Origin of the sequence: Kiloniella majae, from assembly GCF_002118315.1 — a bacterium.
In the GTDB taxonomy this organism is placed as follows: Bacteria; Pseudomonadota; Alphaproteobacteria; order Kiloniellales; family Kiloniellaceae; genus Kiloniella; species Kiloniella majae.
This window is the reverse complement of sequence record NZ_MTSZ01000002.1, coordinates 298,962-318,284: the sequence shown is the minus strand read 5'-3', so window position 1 is coordinate 318,284 and position 19,323 is coordinate 298,962. Positions and strand designations below refer to the sequence as shown.

15 protein-coding genes and 3 tRNA genes are annotated in these 19,323 nt (G+C 47.5%); 17 read left to right on the top strand and 1 reads right to left on the bottom strand.

The window, feature by feature from the left end; all coding sequences use genetic code 11:
- Window positions 1-42: 42 nt before the first annotated feature.
- Window positions 43-906: a 23S rRNA (guanosine(2251)-2'-O)-methyltransferase RlmB gene (rlmB, locus tag BKB51_RS07570; protein ID WP_085900488.1), complete on the bottom strand. Its 864-nt coding sequence runs from the start codon at window positions 904-906 to the stop codon at window positions 43-45.
- A gap of 30 nt (window positions 907-936) precedes the next feature.
- Between rlmB and BKB51_RS21235 the strand changes: the two genes are divergently transcribed.
- From BKB51_RS21235 to tuf (BKB51_RS07490), 17 genes are all read left to right on the top strand, one after another.
- Window positions 937-1,065 carry a hypothetical protein gene (locus BKB51_RS21235; RefSeq protein ID WP_255312373.1) on the top strand — a complete coding sequence of 43 codons (129 nt, stop codon included), beginning with the start codon at window positions 937-939 and terminating at the stop codon, window positions 1,063-1,065.
- A gap of 35 nt (window positions 1,066-1,100) precedes the next feature.
- Window positions 1,101-1,186 (top strand) — tRNA-Tyr (locus BKB51_RS07565).
- A gap of 39 nt (window positions 1,187-1,225) precedes the next feature.
- Window positions 1,226-1,299 (top strand) — tRNA-Gly (locus tag BKB51_RS07560).
- 98 nt (window positions 1,300-1,397) lie between these two features.
- Window positions 1,398-2,588, top strand: coding sequence for an elongation factor Tu (gene tuf, locus BKB51_RS07555; protein ID WP_085900480.1), 1,191 nt, complete (start codon window positions 1,398-1,400; stop codon window positions 2,586-2,588).
- A gap of 95 nt (window positions 2,589-2,683) precedes the next feature.
- Window positions 2,684-2,759: transfer RNA gene (locus BKB51_RS07550), tRNA-Trp, on the top strand.
- 132 nt (window positions 2,760-2,891) lie between these two features.
- Entirely contained in the window at window positions 2,892-3,089 is a 198-nt protein-coding gene (gene secE / locus BKB51_RS07545; RefSeq protein ID WP_046510121.1) for a preprotein translocase subunit SecE, read from the top strand.
- 4 nt (window positions 3,090-3,093) lie between these two features.
- A complete protein-coding gene (gene nusG / locus BKB51_RS07540) occupies window positions 3,094-3,624 on the top strand; it encodes a transcription termination/antitermination protein NusG (RefSeq protein ID WP_046510122.1) in 531 nt (176 codons plus the stop codon).
- Between the two features lie 104 nt (window positions 3,625-3,728).
- Complete coding sequence (gene rplK / locus BKB51_RS07535; RefSeq protein WP_047766115.1) at window positions 3,729-4,157, top strand: 50S ribosomal protein L11; 429 nt, start codon at window positions 3,729-3,731, stop codon at window positions 4,155-4,157.
- A 4-nt stretch (window positions 4,158-4,161) separates the two neighbouring features.
- Window positions 4,162-4,860, top strand: coding sequence for a 50S ribosomal protein L1 (gene rplA / locus BKB51_RS07530; protein WP_085900487.1), 699 nt, complete (start codon window positions 4,162-4,164; stop codon window positions 4,858-4,860).
- 328 nt (window positions 4,861-5,188) lie between these two features.
- Window positions 5,189-5,707, top strand: coding sequence for a 50S ribosomal protein L10 (gene rplJ / locus BKB51_RS07525; RefSeq protein ID WP_085900486.1), 519 nt, complete (start codon window positions 5,189-5,191; stop codon window positions 5,705-5,707).
- Window positions 5,708-5,757: 50 nt separating this feature from the next.
- Complete coding sequence (gene rplL / locus BKB51_RS07520; protein ID WP_047766117.1) at window positions 5,758-6,132, top strand: 50S ribosomal protein L7/L12; 375 nt, start codon at window positions 5,758-5,760, stop codon at window positions 6,130-6,132.
- A gap of 230 nt (window positions 6,133-6,362) precedes the next feature.
- Window positions 6,363-10,532, top strand: coding sequence for a DNA-directed RNA polymerase subunit beta (rpoB, locus tag BKB51_RS07515; RefSeq protein WP_085900485.1), 4,170 nt, complete (start codon window positions 6,363-6,365; stop codon window positions 10,530-10,532).
- Between the two features lie 71 nt (window positions 10,533-10,603).
- A complete protein-coding gene (rpoC, locus tag BKB51_RS07510; protein WP_085900484.1) occupies window positions 10,604-14,782 on the top strand; it encodes a DNA-directed RNA polymerase subunit beta' in 4,179 nt (1,392 codons plus the stop codon).
- Window positions 14,783-15,073: 291 nt separating this feature from the next.
- The gene (gene rpsL / locus BKB51_RS07505; RefSeq protein WP_085900483.1) at window positions 15,074-15,445 is read left to right on the top strand and encodes a 30S ribosomal protein S12; all 372 of its coding nucleotides are present in this window, start codon (window positions 15,074-15,076) and stop codon (window positions 15,443-15,445) included.
- A gap of 15 nt (window positions 15,446-15,460) precedes the next feature.
- Entirely contained in the window at window positions 15,461-15,934 is a 474-nt protein-coding gene (gene rpsG / locus BKB51_RS07500; protein ID WP_085900482.1) for a 30S ribosomal protein S7, read from the top strand.
- A gap of 18 nt (window positions 15,935-15,952) precedes the next feature.
- The gene (gene fusA / locus BKB51_RS07495) at window positions 15,953-18,028 is read left to right on the top strand and encodes an elongation factor G (RefSeq protein ID WP_085900481.1); all 2,076 of its coding nucleotides are present in this window, start codon (window positions 15,953-15,955) and stop codon (window positions 18,026-18,028) included.
- Between the two features lie 36 nt (window positions 18,029-18,064).
- Window positions 18,065-19,255: an elongation factor Tu gene (gene tuf / locus BKB51_RS07490; RefSeq protein ID WP_085900480.1), complete on the top strand. Its 1,191-nt coding sequence runs from the start codon at window positions 18,065-18,067 to the stop codon at window positions 19,253-19,255.
- The last annotated feature ends 68 nt before the right edge of the window (window positions 19,256-19,323 follow it).

The window sequence follows — 19,323 nt, the reverse complement described above, 5'->3', positions numbered from 1 at the left end:
TCGTCAGGTAAAACTGAATACAGATGGCGCTTCCTTCGTCCCTTATTTACTTCGAGCTGTTTCATAAAGAGCAACCGCGGCAGCGCTGGAAACATTCAGCACGCCAAAGGCATCAGAGGTTGGCAGATTGACCAGCATATCACAGTGTTCGCGAGTGAGGCGTCTAAGGCCTGTGCCTTCTGCTCCCATAATAAGAGCGATTTTGCCGTTTGCTGGCAGAGCGTCTGACAGTACCTTCTCTCCTTCGCCGGCAAGCCCGTAACACCAGAAACCAGCTTCTTTAATTTGTTCTACAGCACGAACCAGATTGGTGACGCCAACATAAGGGATGTGTTCAAGTGCCCCCGAAGCAGCTTTGGCAAGTGATCCGGTTGGCTGTGCTGAATTCCTGTCGGTAGTAATAACGGCCTTGGCACCAAATGCAGCGGCAGAACGTAAAATCGCCCCGACGTTCTGTGGGTCTGTGACTTGGTCGAGGATTAAGAGAACTGTTCGGCCTTCTGCCTGAAACTCCCAATCTTCATCACCTTTTTTGCCGGCGGCACGTTCCGCCAATTTAACTTCGGTCAGGACGTCTTCTATATAGGTCTCTTCCAAAGCCGATGCGAGACAGGCAATTCCCTGGTGAACTGCGCCGGGGGGAAGTAGTTCGTTCAGATCAGTATTGGCAACATGATCGGGAACAAGTTTGCGTTCCGTTTCGTATTCGATTTCAGCCAGTTCCGATTCTAGTTTGGACTTCGTGTCCGGCGTGATTGCGAATCGTTTTATCTGTCGATTTGGATTCCCAAGTGCTGCAAGGACGGCATGAATACCATAGAGCCATAAATTTCCTGCTCCGGGATTTTCTTTTTTACCTGAGCGTTGTGAAGAGTTCTTTTTTCGCAGTTTTTTGGGCTTTGCCATGACAGTCGTTTGCTCCGGAGTTTTAGTTTCATGGTCTATATGACAGTTCGTCGCGAAGAAAAAAACAGGAATGATGATATTTTTATGGATCTTCCAGTTGACATGCGTCTGGAAATGAACATATTTCGCATCATCAACGCACACCGAAATGCTCGGTAGCTGAAGCCTCTCCCTAGAGGTTGCGTGGATAACATGGAGGGATGCCCGAGTGGCTAAAGGGGGCGGACTGTAAATCCGCTGGCGTCTGCCTACGTTGGTTCGAATCCAACTCCCTCCACCATCCACATTTCAGTTAATCAAGTTAGGTCGTGTGATGTATGCGGGTGTAGCTTAGTGGTAAAGCCCTAGCCTTCCAAGCTAGTTATGGGGGTTCGATTCCCCCCACCCGCTCCAAAATTTATCCCTGAAGCTCGCATGCTTTCAAGTGCGGGCTTTTAATGTATTTGAGCTTGAGGACGCGTGGTCGTCCATCAGAACTGGAATTAGGCGAGATGGCTAAGGAAAAGTTTGAGCGGACGAAACCGCACTGTAACGTAGGTACAATTGGTCACGTTGACCATGGTAAGACAACTCTTACTGCTGCGATCACGAAAGTATTGGCAGAAGCAAGTGGCGGTGAAGCTACAGATTTTGCAGATATCGATAAGGCACCAGAAGAGCGTGCACGTGGTATCACCATTTCTACAGCACACGTTGAGTATGAGACAGAAGGTCGTCACTATGCTCACGTTGACTGCCCGGGTCACGCTGACTATGTGAAGAACATGATCACTGGTGCTGCTCAGATGGATGGTGCTATCCTGGTTGTTAACGCAGCTGATGGTCCAATGCCACAGACACGTGAGCACATCCTTCTTGCGCGTCAGGTTGGTGTTCCTGCTCTTGTTGTTTTCATGAACAAAGTTGACCAGGTTGACGATGAAGAGCTTCTAGAGCTCGTTGAAATGGAAATCCGTGAGCTTCTATCTTCTTACGACTTCCCGGGCGACGATATTCCGATCGTATCCGGTTCTGCTTTGGCAGCACTAGAAGGTCGTGATGCGAATATCGGTTCCGAGAAGATTCTTGAGCTGATGAAAGCTGTTGATGACTACATTCCACAGCCAGATCGTCCGGTTGATCAAGACTTCCTGATGCCTATCGAAGACGTGTTCTCTATCTCAGGTCGTGGTACAGTTGTAACTGGCCGTATTGAGACAGGTGTTCTTAAGGTTGGTGAAGAGATCGAGATCGTTGGTATCCGCGATACTCAGAAAACGACTTGTACTGGTGTTGAAATGTTCCGCAAGCTTCTCGATCAGGGTGAAGCTGGTGATAACGTTGGTGCACTTCTACGTGGCGTTGGCCGTGAAGATGTTGAGCGTGGTCAGGTTCTTGCGAAGCCAGGTTCCATTACGCCTCACACAAACTTCAAAGCAGAAGCTTACATTCTGACGAAAGAAGAGGGTGGTCGTCACACACCATTCTTCTCTAACTATCGTCCACAGTTCTACTTCCGTACAACAGATGTTACGGGTGTTGTTTCTCTGCCAGAAGGTACAGAGATGGTAATGCCTGGTGATAACATTGCTATGGACGTTGAGCTTATCGCACCAATCGCGATGACTGATGGTCTGCGTTTTGCGATCCGTGAAGGCGGCCGTACCGTTGGTGCTGGTGTCGTTTCAAGCATCTCAAAATAAAATAAAAAAACGTTGATAGGGACGGGGCGTCCTGCTAGAACGCCCCGTCGCCAAGTTGATCTTCTCCGATTCACTTGGATACAACGACAAAATGTAGGAGAGTAGCTCAATTGGTAGAGCACCGGTCTCCAAAACCGGGGGTTGTGGGTTCGAGTCCCTCCTCTCCTGCCACTTAGAACCCAGCATGTGCTGGGTTTTGGCATAGTTGGCACCAGATCTTATTTCTTGTAAATAAACGGTGTATAACTAAATAAGTTTGTATCGATCCGCTCTGTATGAGCATTAAGTCAAAGGCGTTTGAGAATGGCAAAGACCAACCCCGGTCAGCTCATGAAGGAATTCCGTCAGGAACTGAGTAAAGTTACCTGGCCAACCCGTAAAGAGACTCTCGTTACCACTGGTATGGTATTCGTGATGGTTACTCTGACGGCAACATTCTTTTTTCTCGTCGACTTGGTTCTTAATCAGGGTGTGAAACTTGTCTTAGGTCTGGGAGGGTAAAATCATGGCTGCACGTTGGTATGTAATCCATGTCTATTCCGGATTTGAAAAGAAGGTAGCTGAATCTATTCGTGAGCAGGCTGCCAAAAAAGGTATGGAAGATCGTTTTGAAGAAGTGCTGGTTCCTACTGAAGAAGTAGTTGAGATGCGCCGCGGTCAACGTATTAATGCTGAGCGTAAGTTCTTTCCGGGTTATGTGATGGTCAAGATGGACCTGACGGATGAGAGCTGGCACTTGGTGAAAGATACGCCAAAAGTTACAGGTTTTCTTGGTGGAAAAGGGCGTCCTTTACCGATATCCGAGCGGGAAGCGCAGGCAATGCTGCAGCAAGTCCAGGAAGGTGTCGATCGTCCACGTCCATCTGTTACATTTGAAGTCGGTGAAACTATTCGTGTTAGCGATGGTCCGTTTGCTTCGTTCAACGGTGTTGTTGAAGAGGTCGACGAAGAAAAAGCCCGTCTCAAGGTTGCTGTCTCTATCTTTGGTCGTTCAACGCCGGTTGAGCTGGAATACGATCAGGTCGAGAAGCAGTAAAATCGTTTCAAGTTTTTCGTTAAGCGATCACATGTGTGATTGCTCTTAGTGCGGTGGGCCTGCCATAGCCATACCGCGCACCCAAACTAAATGAGGGTAAATCAATGGCAAAGAAAATCGAAGGCTATATCAAGCTTGAGATCCCTGCTGGTGCTGCTAATCCATCACCACCTGTGGGTCCTGCGCTTGGTCAGCGTGGTCTTAACATCATGGAATTCTGTAAAGCGTTTAATGCTGCTACAGGCGACATGGAGAAAAATACTCCTGTTCCTGTTATCATTACGGCTTACAGTGACCGTTCTTTCACATTTGTTACAAAAACACCACCAGCCAGTTTCTATCTGAAAAAAGCTGCTGGCCTTGCTAAGGGTTCTTCTGAAACCGGTAAGGGGTATGTTGGTTCTGTATCAATGGATCAGGTTCGTGAAATTGCTCAGACTAAACTTGTAGATCTGAACGCAAACGATCTGGATGCCGCTAGCCAAATCATCATGGGCACAGCGCGTTCCATGGGCTTGGAAGTGAAGGGATAAGATCATGGCGAAAAAAGGTAAGCGTATTGCAAGCGCCTATGAAGGTCTTGACCGCGAAAAGCATTATGATCTTGGTGACGCTGTAAAGCACATCAAAGCTCATGCAAAAACAAAGTTCGACGAAACTCTGGAAATCGCGATGAACCTGGGTGTTGACCCGCGTCACGCTGATCAGAACGTTCGTGGCGTTGTTCCATTGCCGCACGGTACTGGTAAATCTGTTCGTGTTGCTGTTTTTGCTCGTGATGCTAAAGCTGAAGAAGCGAAAGAAGCTGGTGCGGAAATCGTTGGTGCTGAAGATCTTATGGAAAAGATCCAGGGCGGCGAAATGGATTTTGATCGTGTGATTGCGACTCCTGACATGATGGCTATCGTTGGTCGTCTTGGTAAGGTTCTTGGTCCTCGCGGTCTTATGCCAAACCCGAAACTTGGTACTGTTACTCCTGACGTGAAGGGCGCTGTTGAAGCTGCTAAATCCGGTCAGGTTGAATTCCGTGCCGAGAAAGCCGGTATTGTTCACGCTGGTATTGGCAAGATGAGCTTTGGTGAAGATCAGCTGGTTGAGAACGTTCGCGCGTTCGTAGCCGCGATCAACAAAGCGAAGCCAGCTGGCGCTAAAGGTACATATGTAAAGCGCGTTGCGATCTCATCCACGATGGGTCCAGGCGTTAAACTGGAAGTTTCTTCACTTTCTGCAGAGTAATCTCTGTACGTAGAGAAATTTTTGGTGTATTAGGGCATCACTCAGCGGGAGAATTCGTTCTTCCGCTGTTCCTGCAGCAGAATTTTTAATTCTGTTGCGACCTGTCCGAGACTGTGGGTGTTGCGCTTCGGCGGAGCTTAAGTCCTTGTGGGGCCTACATAGACGGGAAGCGAGTTATAGCACGCCGGGTCCTCCGGTTGTGTAAGGCTTGAACTTCCAGGACAGGCGAACCGAATCCTTCTAGTGATGAGGGGTTCTCGTGCAAATCGATCTGAATTCATTTGGTTGAGTCCATTTGAGTTAGGTCAAAAAAACGAGCGGAGCTACCGTGGATCGTACACAGAAAGAACAGCTCGTCGCTTTCCTTAAGGAAGTCTTCGACGACTCCGGCCTTGTTGTTGTTACTCAACAATCTGGTCTGACAGTTTCAGAAGTTTCCGAATTGCGTTCAGACGCAAGGGATAACGGCGCTAGCTACAAAGTTGCGAAAAACCGGCTGGCGAAGATTGCTCTTGACGGCACGAAATTTGAGGCACTGAAGCCACTGTTTTCTGGTCCAACAGCTGTTACGACATCTGTTGACCCAATTGCAGCGGCTAAAGTCTGCGTCGAGTTCGCCAAGAAGAACGAGAAGCTGACTGTTGTCGGTGGTGCGATGGGTAACACAATCCTTGATGCTGATGGCGTTAAGGCTCTTGCTAGCCTACCTTCACTCGACGAATTGCGCGGCAAACTGGTTGGCCTATTGCAGGCGCCTGCTACAAAAGTTGCAGGTGTTACGCAAGCCCCAGCTGGTCAGCTAGCACGCGTATTTGGTGCCTACGGGTCTCAAGGCGAAACTGCTTAACGGTTTTGTTAAATTTTCTCTGTTCAAGCCTTTAGAGGATATGAATTATTATGGCTGATCTTGATAAATTGGTTGACGAACTGTCTAAACTGACAGTTCTTGAAGCTGCTGAACTTTCCAAGAAATTGGAAGAGCACTGGGGCGTATCTGCTGCTGCTCCTGTAGCTGTTGCTGCTGCTGCTGGCGGTGACGCTGGTGGTGCTGCTGCTGAACAAACTGAGTTTGATGTTGTTCTTGCGTCTGTTGGTGAAAAGAAAATCAACGTGATTAAAGAAGTTCGCGGCATTACAGGTCTCGGTCTGAAAGAAGCTAAAGAGCTAGTTGAATCTGCTCCAAAAGCGATCAAAGAAGGTGTTGATAAAGCGGAAGCTGAAGACATCAAAGGTAAACTGGAAGCAGCTGGCGCAACTGTAGAAGTCAAGTAATCTTGGCTCTCGCGTCACTACCAGTATAGAAAACCCGGCCGGTACACAGCGATAGCTGTGTGTCGCGCCGGTTTTCTGCGCCTTTCAGGGGTAAGGCGTAAAATTACCCTGAAGCTGGTGCTTTTTGTCTGGGTTAACACAGGCACAGTAGCCGGCGATTGTTTAGAAATTTATTGACGTTGGGGAACCTTCCTTTCGTCAACACCCAATGGGACGAGGACGTTACTGACATGGCGAGATCGTTTACGGGTCGCAAGCGCATTCGCAAGGACTTCGGGCGTATCACGGAAGTGAGCACTATGCCTAATTTGATTGAAGTTCAGAAGGCATCTTACGATCAGTTCCTACAGGTAGGCGTTCCTGCTGCTGAGCGCAAAACTACCGGACTTCAAGAAGTATTTGAATCGATTTTTTCGATCAAGGATTTTGCTGAAAAGTCTGAACTGCAGTTTCTGCGTTACGAGCTGGAACAACCTAAGTTTGACGTAGAAGAATGCCAACAGCGTGGCATTACCTATGCTGCACCTCTCAAGGTTACCTTGAGACTGGTCGTTTGGGACGTAGACGAAGATACCGGCGCAAGATCAATCCGTGACATCAAAGAGCAAGATGTTTACATGGGTGATCTGCCGATGATGACACGTTACGGTACATTTGTTGTTAATGGTACTGAGCGTGTAATCGTTTCTCAGATGCACCGTAGCCCTGGTGTGTTCTTTGACCATGATCGTGGCAAAACCCATTCATCAGGTAAATTCCTGTTTGCTGCTCGCGTTATCCCTTACCGTGGTTCTTGGCTTGACCTTGAATTTGATGCGAAAGACCTTGTCTATGTTCGTATCGATCGCCGCCGTAAGCTTCCTGCGACAACGCTATTGCTCGCGCTTGACAATGCAGAGACTGCACTTCGTCGCGCTGAGCTTGAAGAAGCAAACGAAGTTCTTGATCCTCAAGAAGCACAGGGAATGTCTCCAGAAGATCTGTTGAACTTCTTCTATGACACTGTGACTTATGAAAAATCCGGCAACGGTTGGAAGCGTCCTTTTGATGCTGAAGCCTTGAAGGGTGTTAAGCTTAACAACGATCTTATTGATGCAAAGACAGGTGATGTTGCTGCGGAAGCAGGCACAAAACTGACTCCTCGTCAAATTCGTAAGCTTGTTGATGGTGGCCTGACTGATATCTTTGTTCCTGGTGATGACCTTTTCGGGTCTTACATTGCGAACGATCACATCAATGCATCCACTGGTGAAGTTATTTGTGAAGCTGGTGAGGAAATCACCGAAGAGCTTCTGGAAGAACTCGCCGGTACAGGACTTTCTGAAATTGAAGTTCTCGGTATTGATAATGTGAAGGTTGGCCCGTATATCCGTAATACACTTGCTGCGGATAAGAATGCGACACGTGAAGATGCTCTTCTGGACATCTATCGTGTGATGCGCCCGGGTGAGCCACCGACCCTTGAAGCTGCTGAGAAAATGTTCAACGGTCTGTTCTTTGATTCAGAGCGTTATGATCTTTCTTCTGTTGGTCGTGTGAAAATGAACGCACGTCTTGATTTTGAGACGGATGATCAGCTTCGTACCTTACGTCGCGAAGACATTATGGAGATCGTCAAGATTCTCTGTGAGTTGAAAGATGGTAAAGGTGAGATTGATGATATCGATCACCTCGGTAACCGTCGTGTTCGTTCCGTTGGTGAGTTGATGGAAAACCAGTTCCGCGTAGGTCTCCTGCGTATGGAACGTGCGATCAAGGAGCGTATGAGTTCTGTTGAGATCGATACGGTTATGCCGCATGACCTGATCAACGCGAAACCTGTTGCTGCTGCTATCCGCGAATTCTTCGGATCTTCTCAGCTTTCACAGTTTATGGACCAAACAAACCCACTTTCAGAAATTACGCACAAGCGCCGTGTTTCTGCGTTGGGCCCTGGCGGTCTGACACGTGAGCGTGCTGGTTTTGAGGTTCGTGACGTGCATGCAACGCACTACGGACGTATTTGCCCGATTGAAACGCCTGAGGGACCAAACATTGGTTTGATCAACTCCCTTGCGACTTTTGCGCGTGTGAACCCTTATGGTTTCATCGAAAGCCCGTATCGTAAAATCGTTGATGGTAAAGTAACAGATGATGTTATTTACCTGAGTGCGATTGAAGAGGGACGTTACACAATTGCGGAAGCAAACGCAGCGCTGAATGAAGACAATACTTTTGTGGAAGAATTGATTTCTTGCCGTAAGAGTGGTGACTACTTCGTTTCACGTAGTGAAGATATCAATCTGATTGATGTGTCTCCGAAGCAGCTCGTTTCTGTTGCTGCTGCTTTGATCCCGTTCCTTGAAAACGATGATGCGAACCGTGCTCTTATGGGCTCGAACATGCAGCGTCAGGCGGTTCCACTGCTCAAAGCAGAGGCGCCGTTTGTTGGAACAGGTATGGAGCCGCGTGTTGCACAGGATTCAGGTGTATCTATTTCCGCTCGTCGTGGTGGTATCGTAGATCAGGTGGATGCGACGCGTATTGTTGTTCGTGTTCGTGATGACATGTCCACAGGCGAGGGTGCGGTAGACATTTATAACCTGTCGAAGTTCCAGCGCTCTAACCAAGGCACGTGTATTAACCAACGTCCATTGGTTAAGGTTGGTGACCGTGTTTCTCGCGGCGACATCATGGCCGATGGTCCTTCTACTGATCTTGGCGAGTTGGCTCTTGGTCGTAACGTTCTCGTGGCATTTATGCCTTGGAATGGTTACAACTACGAGGATTCAATCCTGATCTCTGAGCGTATTGTACGTGACGATGTCTTTACTTCAATTCATATCGAAGCTTATGAAGTGATGGCACGTGACACAAAGCTTGGTCAGGAAGAAATCACACGTGATATTCCAAACGTTGGTGAAGACGCACTTCGCAACCTTGATGAAGCTGGTATGGTTTACATCGGTGCTGAAGTACAGCCTGGTGATATTCTTGTTGGTAAGGTGACACCAAAAGGTGAATCCCCAATGACGCCGGAAGAAAAACTTCTTCGTGCAATCTTTGGTGAAAAAGCATCTGACGTTCGAGATACATCTCTGCGCGTTCCTCCTGGGGGCGTTGGTACTGTTGTTGACGTACGTGTCTTCTCTCGCCGTGGTGTTGAGAAAGATGAGCGTGAACTTGCTATTGAGCGTCTGGAAATCGAACATCTCGCAAAAGACCGTGATGATGAACGTGGTATTCTGGAACGCTCCTTCTATGACCGTCTGAAAGAATTCGTTCTTGGTAATGTTGTTGTTAGCGGTCCAAAGGGTATGTCTACCGGTATTAAGGTTGACGAAGCTCTTCTTGCTGACTACACGCCTGGGCAGTGGCGCCAGATTGCTGTTGAAGACGATGCTGCTCAGACTGAAATCGAAGCGCTTAACAAGCAGTTTGAAGAGTCAATTGACGAACTGACGAAACGCTTTGACGACAAAGTCCAGAAGCTACAGCGTGGTGATGAACTTCTTCCTGGTGTAATGAAGATGGTTAAGGTCTTTGTTGCTGTGAAGCGTAAGCTTCAGCCTGGTGATAAGATGGCTGGTCGTCACGGAAACAAAGGTGTTATCTCTCGCATTATGCCTGTGGAAGATATGCCTTATACCGAAGATGGCACACCTGTTGATATCGTGTTGAACCCGCTTGGTGTTCCATCACGTATGAACGTTGGTCAGATTCTTGAAACTCACTTGGGTTGGGCATGTCGCGGTCTTGGTCACCAGATTGGTGATATGGCTGTGGATGCACGTCGCACAGGCGATTACGATGATCTTAAATCTAAGTTGCTCGATGTTTATGGTGAAAAAGACTATAACGACGACATCATAGATATGAATACTGATGAGCTTGACGAACTGGGTTACAACCTACGTAACGGTGTTCCGATCGCGACCCCTGTATTCGATGGTGCCAAGGAAAAAGACGTTGTTGAGATGCTTGAAAAAGCCGGGCTTGATAGTTCTGGTCAGGTTCGTCTCATCGACGGTCGTACAGGTGAACAGTTCGATCGTAGTGTAACCGTTGGTTATATCTACATGCTGAAACTGCATCACCTTGTTGACGACAAGATCCATGCGCGTTCTATCGGACCTTACTCTCTTGTTACGCAGCAGCCATTGGGCGGTAAAGCTCAGTTTGGTGGACAGCGTTTCGGTGAGATGGAGGTTTGGGCACTCGAAGCTTATGGTGCTGCCTATACCTTGCAGGAAATGTTGACAGTTAAATCTGATGACGTGTCCGGACGTACCAAAGTTTACGAAGCTATCGTCAAAGGTGATGAGAACTTCGAAGCAGGTATTCCTGAGTCCTTTAACGTTTTGGTCAAAGAGCTTCGTTCTCTTGGTCTGAATGTGGAATTGACACAAAGTGATGCTTGATAACAGGGGCCTTCGGGCCCCTGTAATTAACGTTAAAGATTTAGTGAATAAAATTTTGTCGGGAGACACCGATGTCCAATGAGTTGATGAATATTTTCGGCCAAACTTCTGGGCCAGCGACGTTCGATCAGATCAGGATCTCTATTGCGAGCCCTGAACGGATCCGTTCATGGTCATTTGGCGAAATCAAAAAGCCAGAAACCATCAACTATCGTACTTTTAAACCAGAACGCGACGGCCTTTTCTGTGCGCGAATTTTTGGTCCTATTAAAGACTACGAATGCTTGTGTGGTAAATACAAGCGTATGAAATATCGTGGTATTATCTGTGAAAAATGTGGTGTTGAAGTCACACTTTCTAAGGTACGTCGCGAGCGCATGGGCCATATTGAACTGGCGAGTCCGGTTGCACATATCTGGTTCTTGAAATCCCTTCCTAGCCGTATTGGCCTTTTGGTTGATATGCCGCTGAAAGATCTCGAACGTATTCTCTATTTTGAGAACTTCGTTGTTGTTGAGCCTGGATTGACACCGATGAAGCAGCACCAGCTGCTTTCTGAAGAAGAGTTCATGGATGCGCAGGACGAATACGGCGATGATGCTTTTACGGCGAAAATCGGTGCTGAAGCGATCAAAGACATCCTGAGTAATCTTGATCTTGAAGAAGAAAAAGATGATATCCGCCAGGAACTTCGTGACACCAATTCCGAAGCGAAGCGTAAGAAGCTTGTTAAGCGTCTTAAAATCGTCGAAGCTTTCTTGGAATCAGGTTCTCGTCCAGAGTGGATGATTCTGGATGTTGTTCCCGTAATTCCGCCCGAACTTCGCCCGCTTGTTCCTTTGGATGGTGGTCGTTTCGCGACATCAGATCTAAACGATCTTTACCGTCGTGTTATTAACCGTAACAACCGTCTGAAGCGTCTGATTGAACTTCGTGCGCCTGATATCATCGTACGTAACGAAAAACGTATGCTTCAGGAATCTGTTGATGCGCTCTTCGATAACGGTCGTCGTGGTCGTGTGATTACGGGTGCCAACAAGCGTCCTCTGAAATCACTTTCAGATATGCTGAAAGGTAAACAGGGTCGTTTCCGTCAAAACCTTCTTGGTAAACGTGTCGACTATTCCGGTCGTTCGGTTATCGTTGTTGGTCCAGAACTGAAACTCCATCAGTGTGGCTTGCCGAAGAAAATGGCGCTTGAACTCTTCAAGCCGTTTATTTACTCCAAACTTGAACTTTACGGTTTGGCGACAACCATTAAGGCTGCAAAGCGTATGGTTGAAAAAGCGCGCCCGGAAGTTTGGGATATCCTAGAAGAAGTTATCCGTGAGCACCCGGTTATGCTTAACCGTGCGCCAACACTTCACAGACTCGGTATCCAGGCGTTTGAGCCTACATTGATCGAAGGTAAGGCTATCCAGCTCCATCCATTGGTCTGTACTGCGTTTAACGCTGACTTTGACGGTGACCAAATGGCTGTCCACGTGCCGCTTTCTCTGGAAGCGCAGTTGGAAGCACGTGTTCTGATGATGTCCACGAATAACATCTTGTCCCCTGCGAATGGTAAGCCGATTATCGTTCCTTCACAGGATATTGTTCTTGGTATCTATTATCTTTCCATGATGAACGAAGGTGCTCCTGGCGAAGGGATGGCCTTTGGTGATATGGCAGAGATTGATCATGCTTTGAACAACAAAGTGATCACTCTTCATACCAAAATCAAAGCGCGTTACCATTCTGTTGATGCAGAAGGTAATCCGACGTCAACGATCGAAGAGACTACTGCTGGTCGTATGAAGCTTGCTGAGCTTTATCCGCGTCACCCTAAGTTGCCGTTCTCTATGCTGAACCGTTTACTTCCAAAGCGTGAAGTATCTGATGTGATTGATATGGTTTATCGTCACTGTGGTCAGAAAGAGACAGTGATTTTCTGTGACCAGATCATGAAACTTGGTTTCAGCCATGCTTGTAAGGCTGGTATCTCGTTCGGTAAGGACGATATGCAGATTCCTGCTGCGAAAGAAGCATTGATCGAAGAAGCTCAGGCACAGGTGAAAGAGTTTGAACAGCAGTATCTTGATGGTCTGATCACACGTGGTGAGAAGTACAACAAGGTCGTTGATATCTGGGCTCAGTGTTCTGATCGTGTTGCTGATGAGATGATGGAAGTTATCGGATCAGGTAAAGGCGATAAGGTAAACTCTGTTTACATGATGGCGCACTCTGGTGCGCGTGGTTCTGCAGCTCAGATTAAGCAGCTTGCGGGTATGCGTGGTTTGATGGCTAAACCGGATGGCTCTATTATTGAGACGCCGATTATTTCAAACTTTAAAGAAGGCCTAACCGTTCTTGAGTACTTCAACTCAACGCACGGTGCACGTAAAGGTCTTGCGGATACAGCGCTTAAAACTGCGAACTCTGGTTATTTGACACGTCGTCTTGTTGATGTTGCACAGGATGCAATTATCACCGAAGAAGATTGTGGCACAGAGACTGGTATGAACATTGCCGCTGTTATTGACGGTGGTGAGGTGATCGCTTCCTTGAGTGAGCGCTTGCTTGGGCGTACGACAATGTCAGATATGGTTAGCCCGTTAACCAAAGAGGTCATTGTTCCTGCTGGACAGATCATTTCAGAGGAACACCTGGACGAAATCGACCGTTCTGGTCTGGATTCTGTTATTGTACGTTCGCCGCTGATGTGTGAATCCAAAAGCGGTGTTTGTGCACAGTGTTATGGACGTGACTTGTCTCGTGGTACGAAGGTTTATTCTGGTGAAGCTGTTGGTGTTATCGCAGCTCAGTCCATTGGTGAGCCGGGTACGCAGCTAACAATGCGTACTTTCCACATTGGTGGTGCTGCGCAGGGTGGTTCAGAACAATCATCTATCGAAGCGTCTCTTGATGGTACTGTTCACATTAAAAACCGTAACGTGGTTGTTAATTCCGACGGCTTGCCAATTGTGATGGGCCGTAGTCAGGAATTGATTATCCGTGACGAAAATAACCGTGAACGTGCACGTCACCGTTTGCAGTATGGTGCCAAGTTGCTTGTTGACGAAGGCGTTGCCTGTAAAAAAGGTCAAAAACTGGCTGAATGGGATCCGTATACGACCCCGATCATCTCTGAAAGAGAAGGTATTGCCAATTTTGTTGACTTGGTTGACGGCGTTTCTATGCGTGAAGTAACTGACGAGACAACTGGTATTTCCAACCGCGAAGTCGTGGAATGGAAAACAGCATCAAAAGGTTCTGATCTGAAGCCACGTATTACTCTACGTGATGAAAACGGTGAAGTTATCTTGCTTGATAATGATATGGAAGCTCGTTACTTCTTATCAGTTGGTGCGATCCTTTCTGTTGAACCTGGTACTGAAATTAAAGCTGGTGACGTTCTTGCGCGTATCCCGCGCGAAGGGTCGAAAACACGTGATATTACCGGTGGTCTGCCACGTGTTGCTGAGCTTTTCGAAGCACGTAAACCTAAAGATTTCGCAGTTATGTCCGAAATCGCTGGTCGTGTTGAGTATGGTAAAGATTACAAAGCCAAGCGTCGGATTGTTGTTCGTTCCGAAGACGAGAGCATCGAGCCACGCGAATATCTACTTCCAAAAGGTAGACACCTAGCTGTTCAAGAGGGTGACCTCGTTGAAATTGGTGATCTGCTTATGGATGGTAGCTTGGTTCTACACGATATTCTGGATGTTCTTGGGGTTGAGGCTTTGGCTGATTATCTCGTTAACGAAATCCAGAGTGTTTACCGTCTGCAAGGCGTGAAGATTAACGATAAGCATATCGAAGTCATCATTCGCCAAATGCTGCAGAAAATTGAAATTCTTGACGGTGGTGACACAACCTTCTTGGTTGGTGAAACTGCGGACCGCGAAGAGTTTGTTGAAGAAAACGAAAAAGCAATTAAAGAAGGTGGTCGAGTTGCGACTGGTCGTCCAATCCTGCAAGGGATTACGAAAGCCAGCTTGCAAACCCGTTCATTTATCTCTGCTGCTTCGTTCCAGGAAACGACACGCGTTCTGACCGAGGCTGCGACCCATGGTAAAATGGATACGCTGATCGGGCTGAAAGAAAACGTTATTGTTGGTCGCCTGATACCTGCGGGTACTGGTGCTGTTATGAAGCGGGTTAAGAAACTTGCTGAAGAACAGGATCAGATCATCGCAGCATCTCAGGATGCCGCAGCGATTGAGGCTATCGACTCTAGCCTCCCTGGTGAACAGACTCCTGCTGAGTAAGAAATTATTCTGTTAGGTAAAAAAGTTTAATCTTGGCCAGAAGCGCAGGAAACTGCGCTTCTGGTTAAAGATTTTGTTGGAACCGTCAAAAATTGCTTGCAAGACTTGACGGGTGAGGGACGCAACAATAGTATGCGCCCACTTTCGGGAAGTCATCTCCTGCCGTGAGGCGTGGGGTGTGGACTCGATACCCAAGCTTTCTAACTGTTACACAGGATTGAGATGTCCGCGGACGTTGTTATCCGAACGCGTGACAATTAGTACTGTAATACTGGCTTTAAGGATTGCCTGATGCCTACAATTAACCAATTGATCCGTAAACCGCGTAAAGCGCCGTTTCAGCGGACCAAAGTACCGGCGCTAGAATCATGCCCACAAAAACGTGGTGTATGTACTCGTGTTTATACCACGACGCCGAAAAAACCTAACTCTGCTCTTCGTAAAGTTGCACGTGTGCGTCTGACGAACGGGTTTGAAGTTACTAGCTATATTCCAGGCGAAGGTCATAACCTTCAAGAACACTCTGTCGTGATGATTCGCGGCGGTCGTGTGAAGGATTTGCCTGGTGTTCGTTATCATGTAATTCGTGGTACTCTGGATACTCAGGGTGTCAAAGATCGTCGCCAACGTCGTTCAAAATACGGCGCGAAGCGTCCGAAGTAAGGCAAAGGATCTACCATGTCTCGTCGCCATAGAGCTGAGAAGCGTGAAATCCTGCCAGACCCAAAGTTTGGTGATATCACGCTAAGTAAATTTATGAACTGCCTGATGCTTGACGGTAAAAAAGCAGTTGCTGAAAAGATCGTTTACGGTGCGCTTGAGCGTATCGAAGAGCGTAATAAAACAGAAGATACAGTTTCTGTTTTTCATGAAGCACTAGGTAATGTTCGTCCGGATTTGGAAGTTCGCTCCCGCCGTGTTGGTGGTGCAACTTACCAGGTTCCAGTTGAAGTTCGCTCTACACGTGCCCAAGCCCTCGCCATTCGTTGGTTGATTGGTGCTGCGCGTAAGCGTTCTGAAAATACAATGGTTGACCGTCTAGCTAATGAGCTGATGGATGCTGCTAACAACCGCGGTGCTGCTGTTAAGAAGCGTGAAGACACGCATAAAATGGCAGAGGCTAACAAAGCCTTCTCACACTACCGCTGGTAATTTAAAGAGGTCATCGTTATGTCACGGACGACCCCGCTTGAGCGGTATCGTAACATCGGTATCATGGCACACATTGATGCTGGTAAAACAACAACCACAGAACGTATTCTGTATTATACTGGCGTGTCTCACAAAATTGGTGAAGTACACGACGGTAATGCGACTATGGACTGGATGGAGCAGGAGCAAGAGCGAGGTATTACCATTACCTCTGCTGCAACAACCTGTTTCTGGAATGATCACCGTATTAACATCATTGATACACCAGGCCACGTTGACTTCACGATTGAAGTTGAGCGTTCCTTGCGTGTTCTCGATGGTGCGGTAGCTGTCTTTGATTCGGTTGCTGGTGTTGAGCCTCAATCTGAAACAGTTTGGCGTCAGGCTGATAAATACAGTGTTCCTCGTATGTGTTTCGTCAACAAGATGGATCGTACGGGTGCTGATTTCTATCGCTGCGTCGATATGATGGTTAAGCGTCTGAGCGCTGTTCCTCTCGTTCTACAAATTCCAATCGGCGCAGAAGCCGAGTATAAAGGTGTTGTAGATCTTCTGAAAATGAAGGCGATCGTCTGGAATGACGAAAGCATGGGTGCGAACTACGACGAAGAAGAAATTCCTGCGGATCTCGTAGATAAAGCGAACGAATATCGTGAGCAGCTTATCGAACTTGCTGTTGAGCAAGACGAAGCCGTTATGGAAGCTTATCTTGAAGGTCAAGAGCCAGATATGGAAACGCTTAAGCGTTGTATCCGTACTGGTACAATGAACCTTTCTTTTGTTCCTGTTCTGAACGGTACAGCATTTAAGAACAAAGGTGTTCAGCCTTTGCTTGATGCTGTTATCGATTATATGCCGTCTCCGCTAGACATCGACGATGTTCAGGGTGTTCACCCTGATACGGAAGCTGAAGATTCACGTCCAACTTCTGATGATGCGCCAGCTTCTGGTCTTGCTTTCAAGATCATGACTGACCCATTTGTAGGTTCGTTGACATTCGTACGTGTTTATTCTGGTGTTCTTGAAACTGGTACACAGATCACGAACTCCGTTAAGGGTAAGCGCGAGCGTATTGGCCGTATGCTTCAGATGCACGCGAACAGTCGTGAAGATGTTAAACAGGCACGCGCTGGTGACATTGTTGCTATTGCGGGTCTTAAAGATACAACAACTGGTGATACACTCTGCGATAACCTCAAGCCAATTATTCTTGAGCGTATGGAATTCCCAGAGCCTGTTATCGAGGTTGCTGTTGAGCCTAAGACTAAAGCTGACCAGGAAAAAATGGGTATCGCTCTGAATCGTTTGGCTCAGGAAGATCCTTCTTTCCGCGTATCTTCTGATAACGAAAGCGGTCAGACTGTCATCAAAGGTATGGGTGAGCTTCACCTTGATATCCTTGTTGACCGTATGCGTCGTGAATTTAAAGTTGATGCGAACGTTGGTGCGCCACAGGTTGCTTATCGTGAAACAATCACACGTAAGTGTGAAATTGATTACACGCATAAGAAACAGTCTGGTGGTTCAGGTCAGTTCGCGCGTATCAAAGTTGAATTTGAACCATTGGAGCCAGGCTCAGGGTTTGAATTTGAAAGCAAGATTGTCGGTGGTTCTGTTCCTCGTGAATACATCCCTGGTGTTGAAAAAGGACTTACGCAGTCCAATGACGCCGGTGTTGTCGCGGGCTTCCCGATGATCGACTACAAGGCTACGCTGATTGATGGTGCTAGCCATGATGTCGATTCTTCTGTGCTTGCCTTTGAGATCGCTGCTAAAGCAGCATTCCGTGAAGGTATTCCGAAGGGCGGTTCCGTTCTTCTAGAACCTGTCATGAAGGTCGAAGTTGTAACGCCTGACGAATACATGGGTGATATCATTGGTGATCTGAACAGCCGTCGCGGTCAGGTTCAGGGCATGGATGCACGCGGTAACGCTCAGGTCATTAATGCAATGGTGCCTTTGGCAAACATGTTTGGTTACGTAAACAACCTGCGCTCTATGAGTCAGGGTCGTGCACAATATTCAATGGTCTTTGATCACTACGAGCAGGTGCCTAAGGCAGTTGCTGACGAAGTGGTTGCGAAACTGGCTTAACAGCCTCTAATAAAGACTTAATAGGAGTTATAGCCGATGGCTAAGGAAAAGTTTGAGCGGACGAAACCGCACTGTAACGTAGGTACAATTGGTCACGTTGACCATGGTAAGACAACTCTTACTGCTGCGATCACGAAAGTATTGGCAGAAGCAAGTGGCGGTGAAGCTACAGATTTTGCAGATATCGATAAGGCACCAGAAGAGCGTGCACGTGGTATCACCATTTCTACAGCACACGTTGAGTATGAGACAGAAGGTCGTCACTATGCTCACGTTGACTGCCCGGGTCACGCTGACTATGTGAAGAACATGATCACTGGTGCTGCTCAGATGGATGGTGCTATCCTGGTTGTTAACGCAGCTGATGGTCCAATGCCACAGACACGTGAGCACATCCTTCTTGCGCGTCAGGTTGGTGTTCCTGCTCTTGTTGTTTTCATGAACAAAGTTGACCAGGTTGACGATGAAGAGCTTCTAGAGCTCGTTGAAATGGAAATCCGTGAGCTTCTATCTTCTTACGACTTCCCGGGCGACGATATTCCGATCGTATCCGGTTCTGCTTTGGCAGCACTAGAAGGTCGTGATGCGAATATCGGTTCCGAGAAGATTCTTGAGCTGATGAAAGCTGTTGATGACTACATTCCACAGCCAGATCGTCCGGTTGATCAAGACTTCCTGATGCCTATCGAAGACGTGTTCTCTATCTCAGGTCGTGGTACAGTTGTAACTGGCCGTATTGAGACAGGTGTTCTTAAGGTTGGTGAAGAGATCGAGATCGTTGGTATCCGCGATACTCAGAAAACGACTTGTACTGGTGTTGAAATGTTCCGCAAGCTTCTCGATCAGGGTGAAGCTGGTGATAACGTTGGTGCACTTCTACGTGGCGTTGGCCGTGAAGATGTTGAGCGTGGTCAGGTTCTTGCGAAGCCAGGTTCCATTACGCCTCACACAAACTTCAAAGCAGAAGCTTACATTCTGACGAAAGAAGAGGGTGGTCGTCACACACCATTCTTCTCTAACTATCGTCCACAGTTCTACTTCCGTACAACAGATGTTACGGGTGTTGTTTCTCTGCCAGAAGGTACAGAGATGGTAATGCCTGGTGATAACATTGCTATGGACGTTGAGCTTATCGCACCAATCGCGATGACTGATGGTCTGCGTTTTGCGATCCGTGAAGGCGGCCGTACCGTTGGTGCTGGTGTCGTTTCAAGCATCTCAAAATAAAAAAAGTAAAATAGTTGTTGATAGCGACGGTGCGTTTTGGTAAAGAACGCACCGTCGCTTCTTTTTGT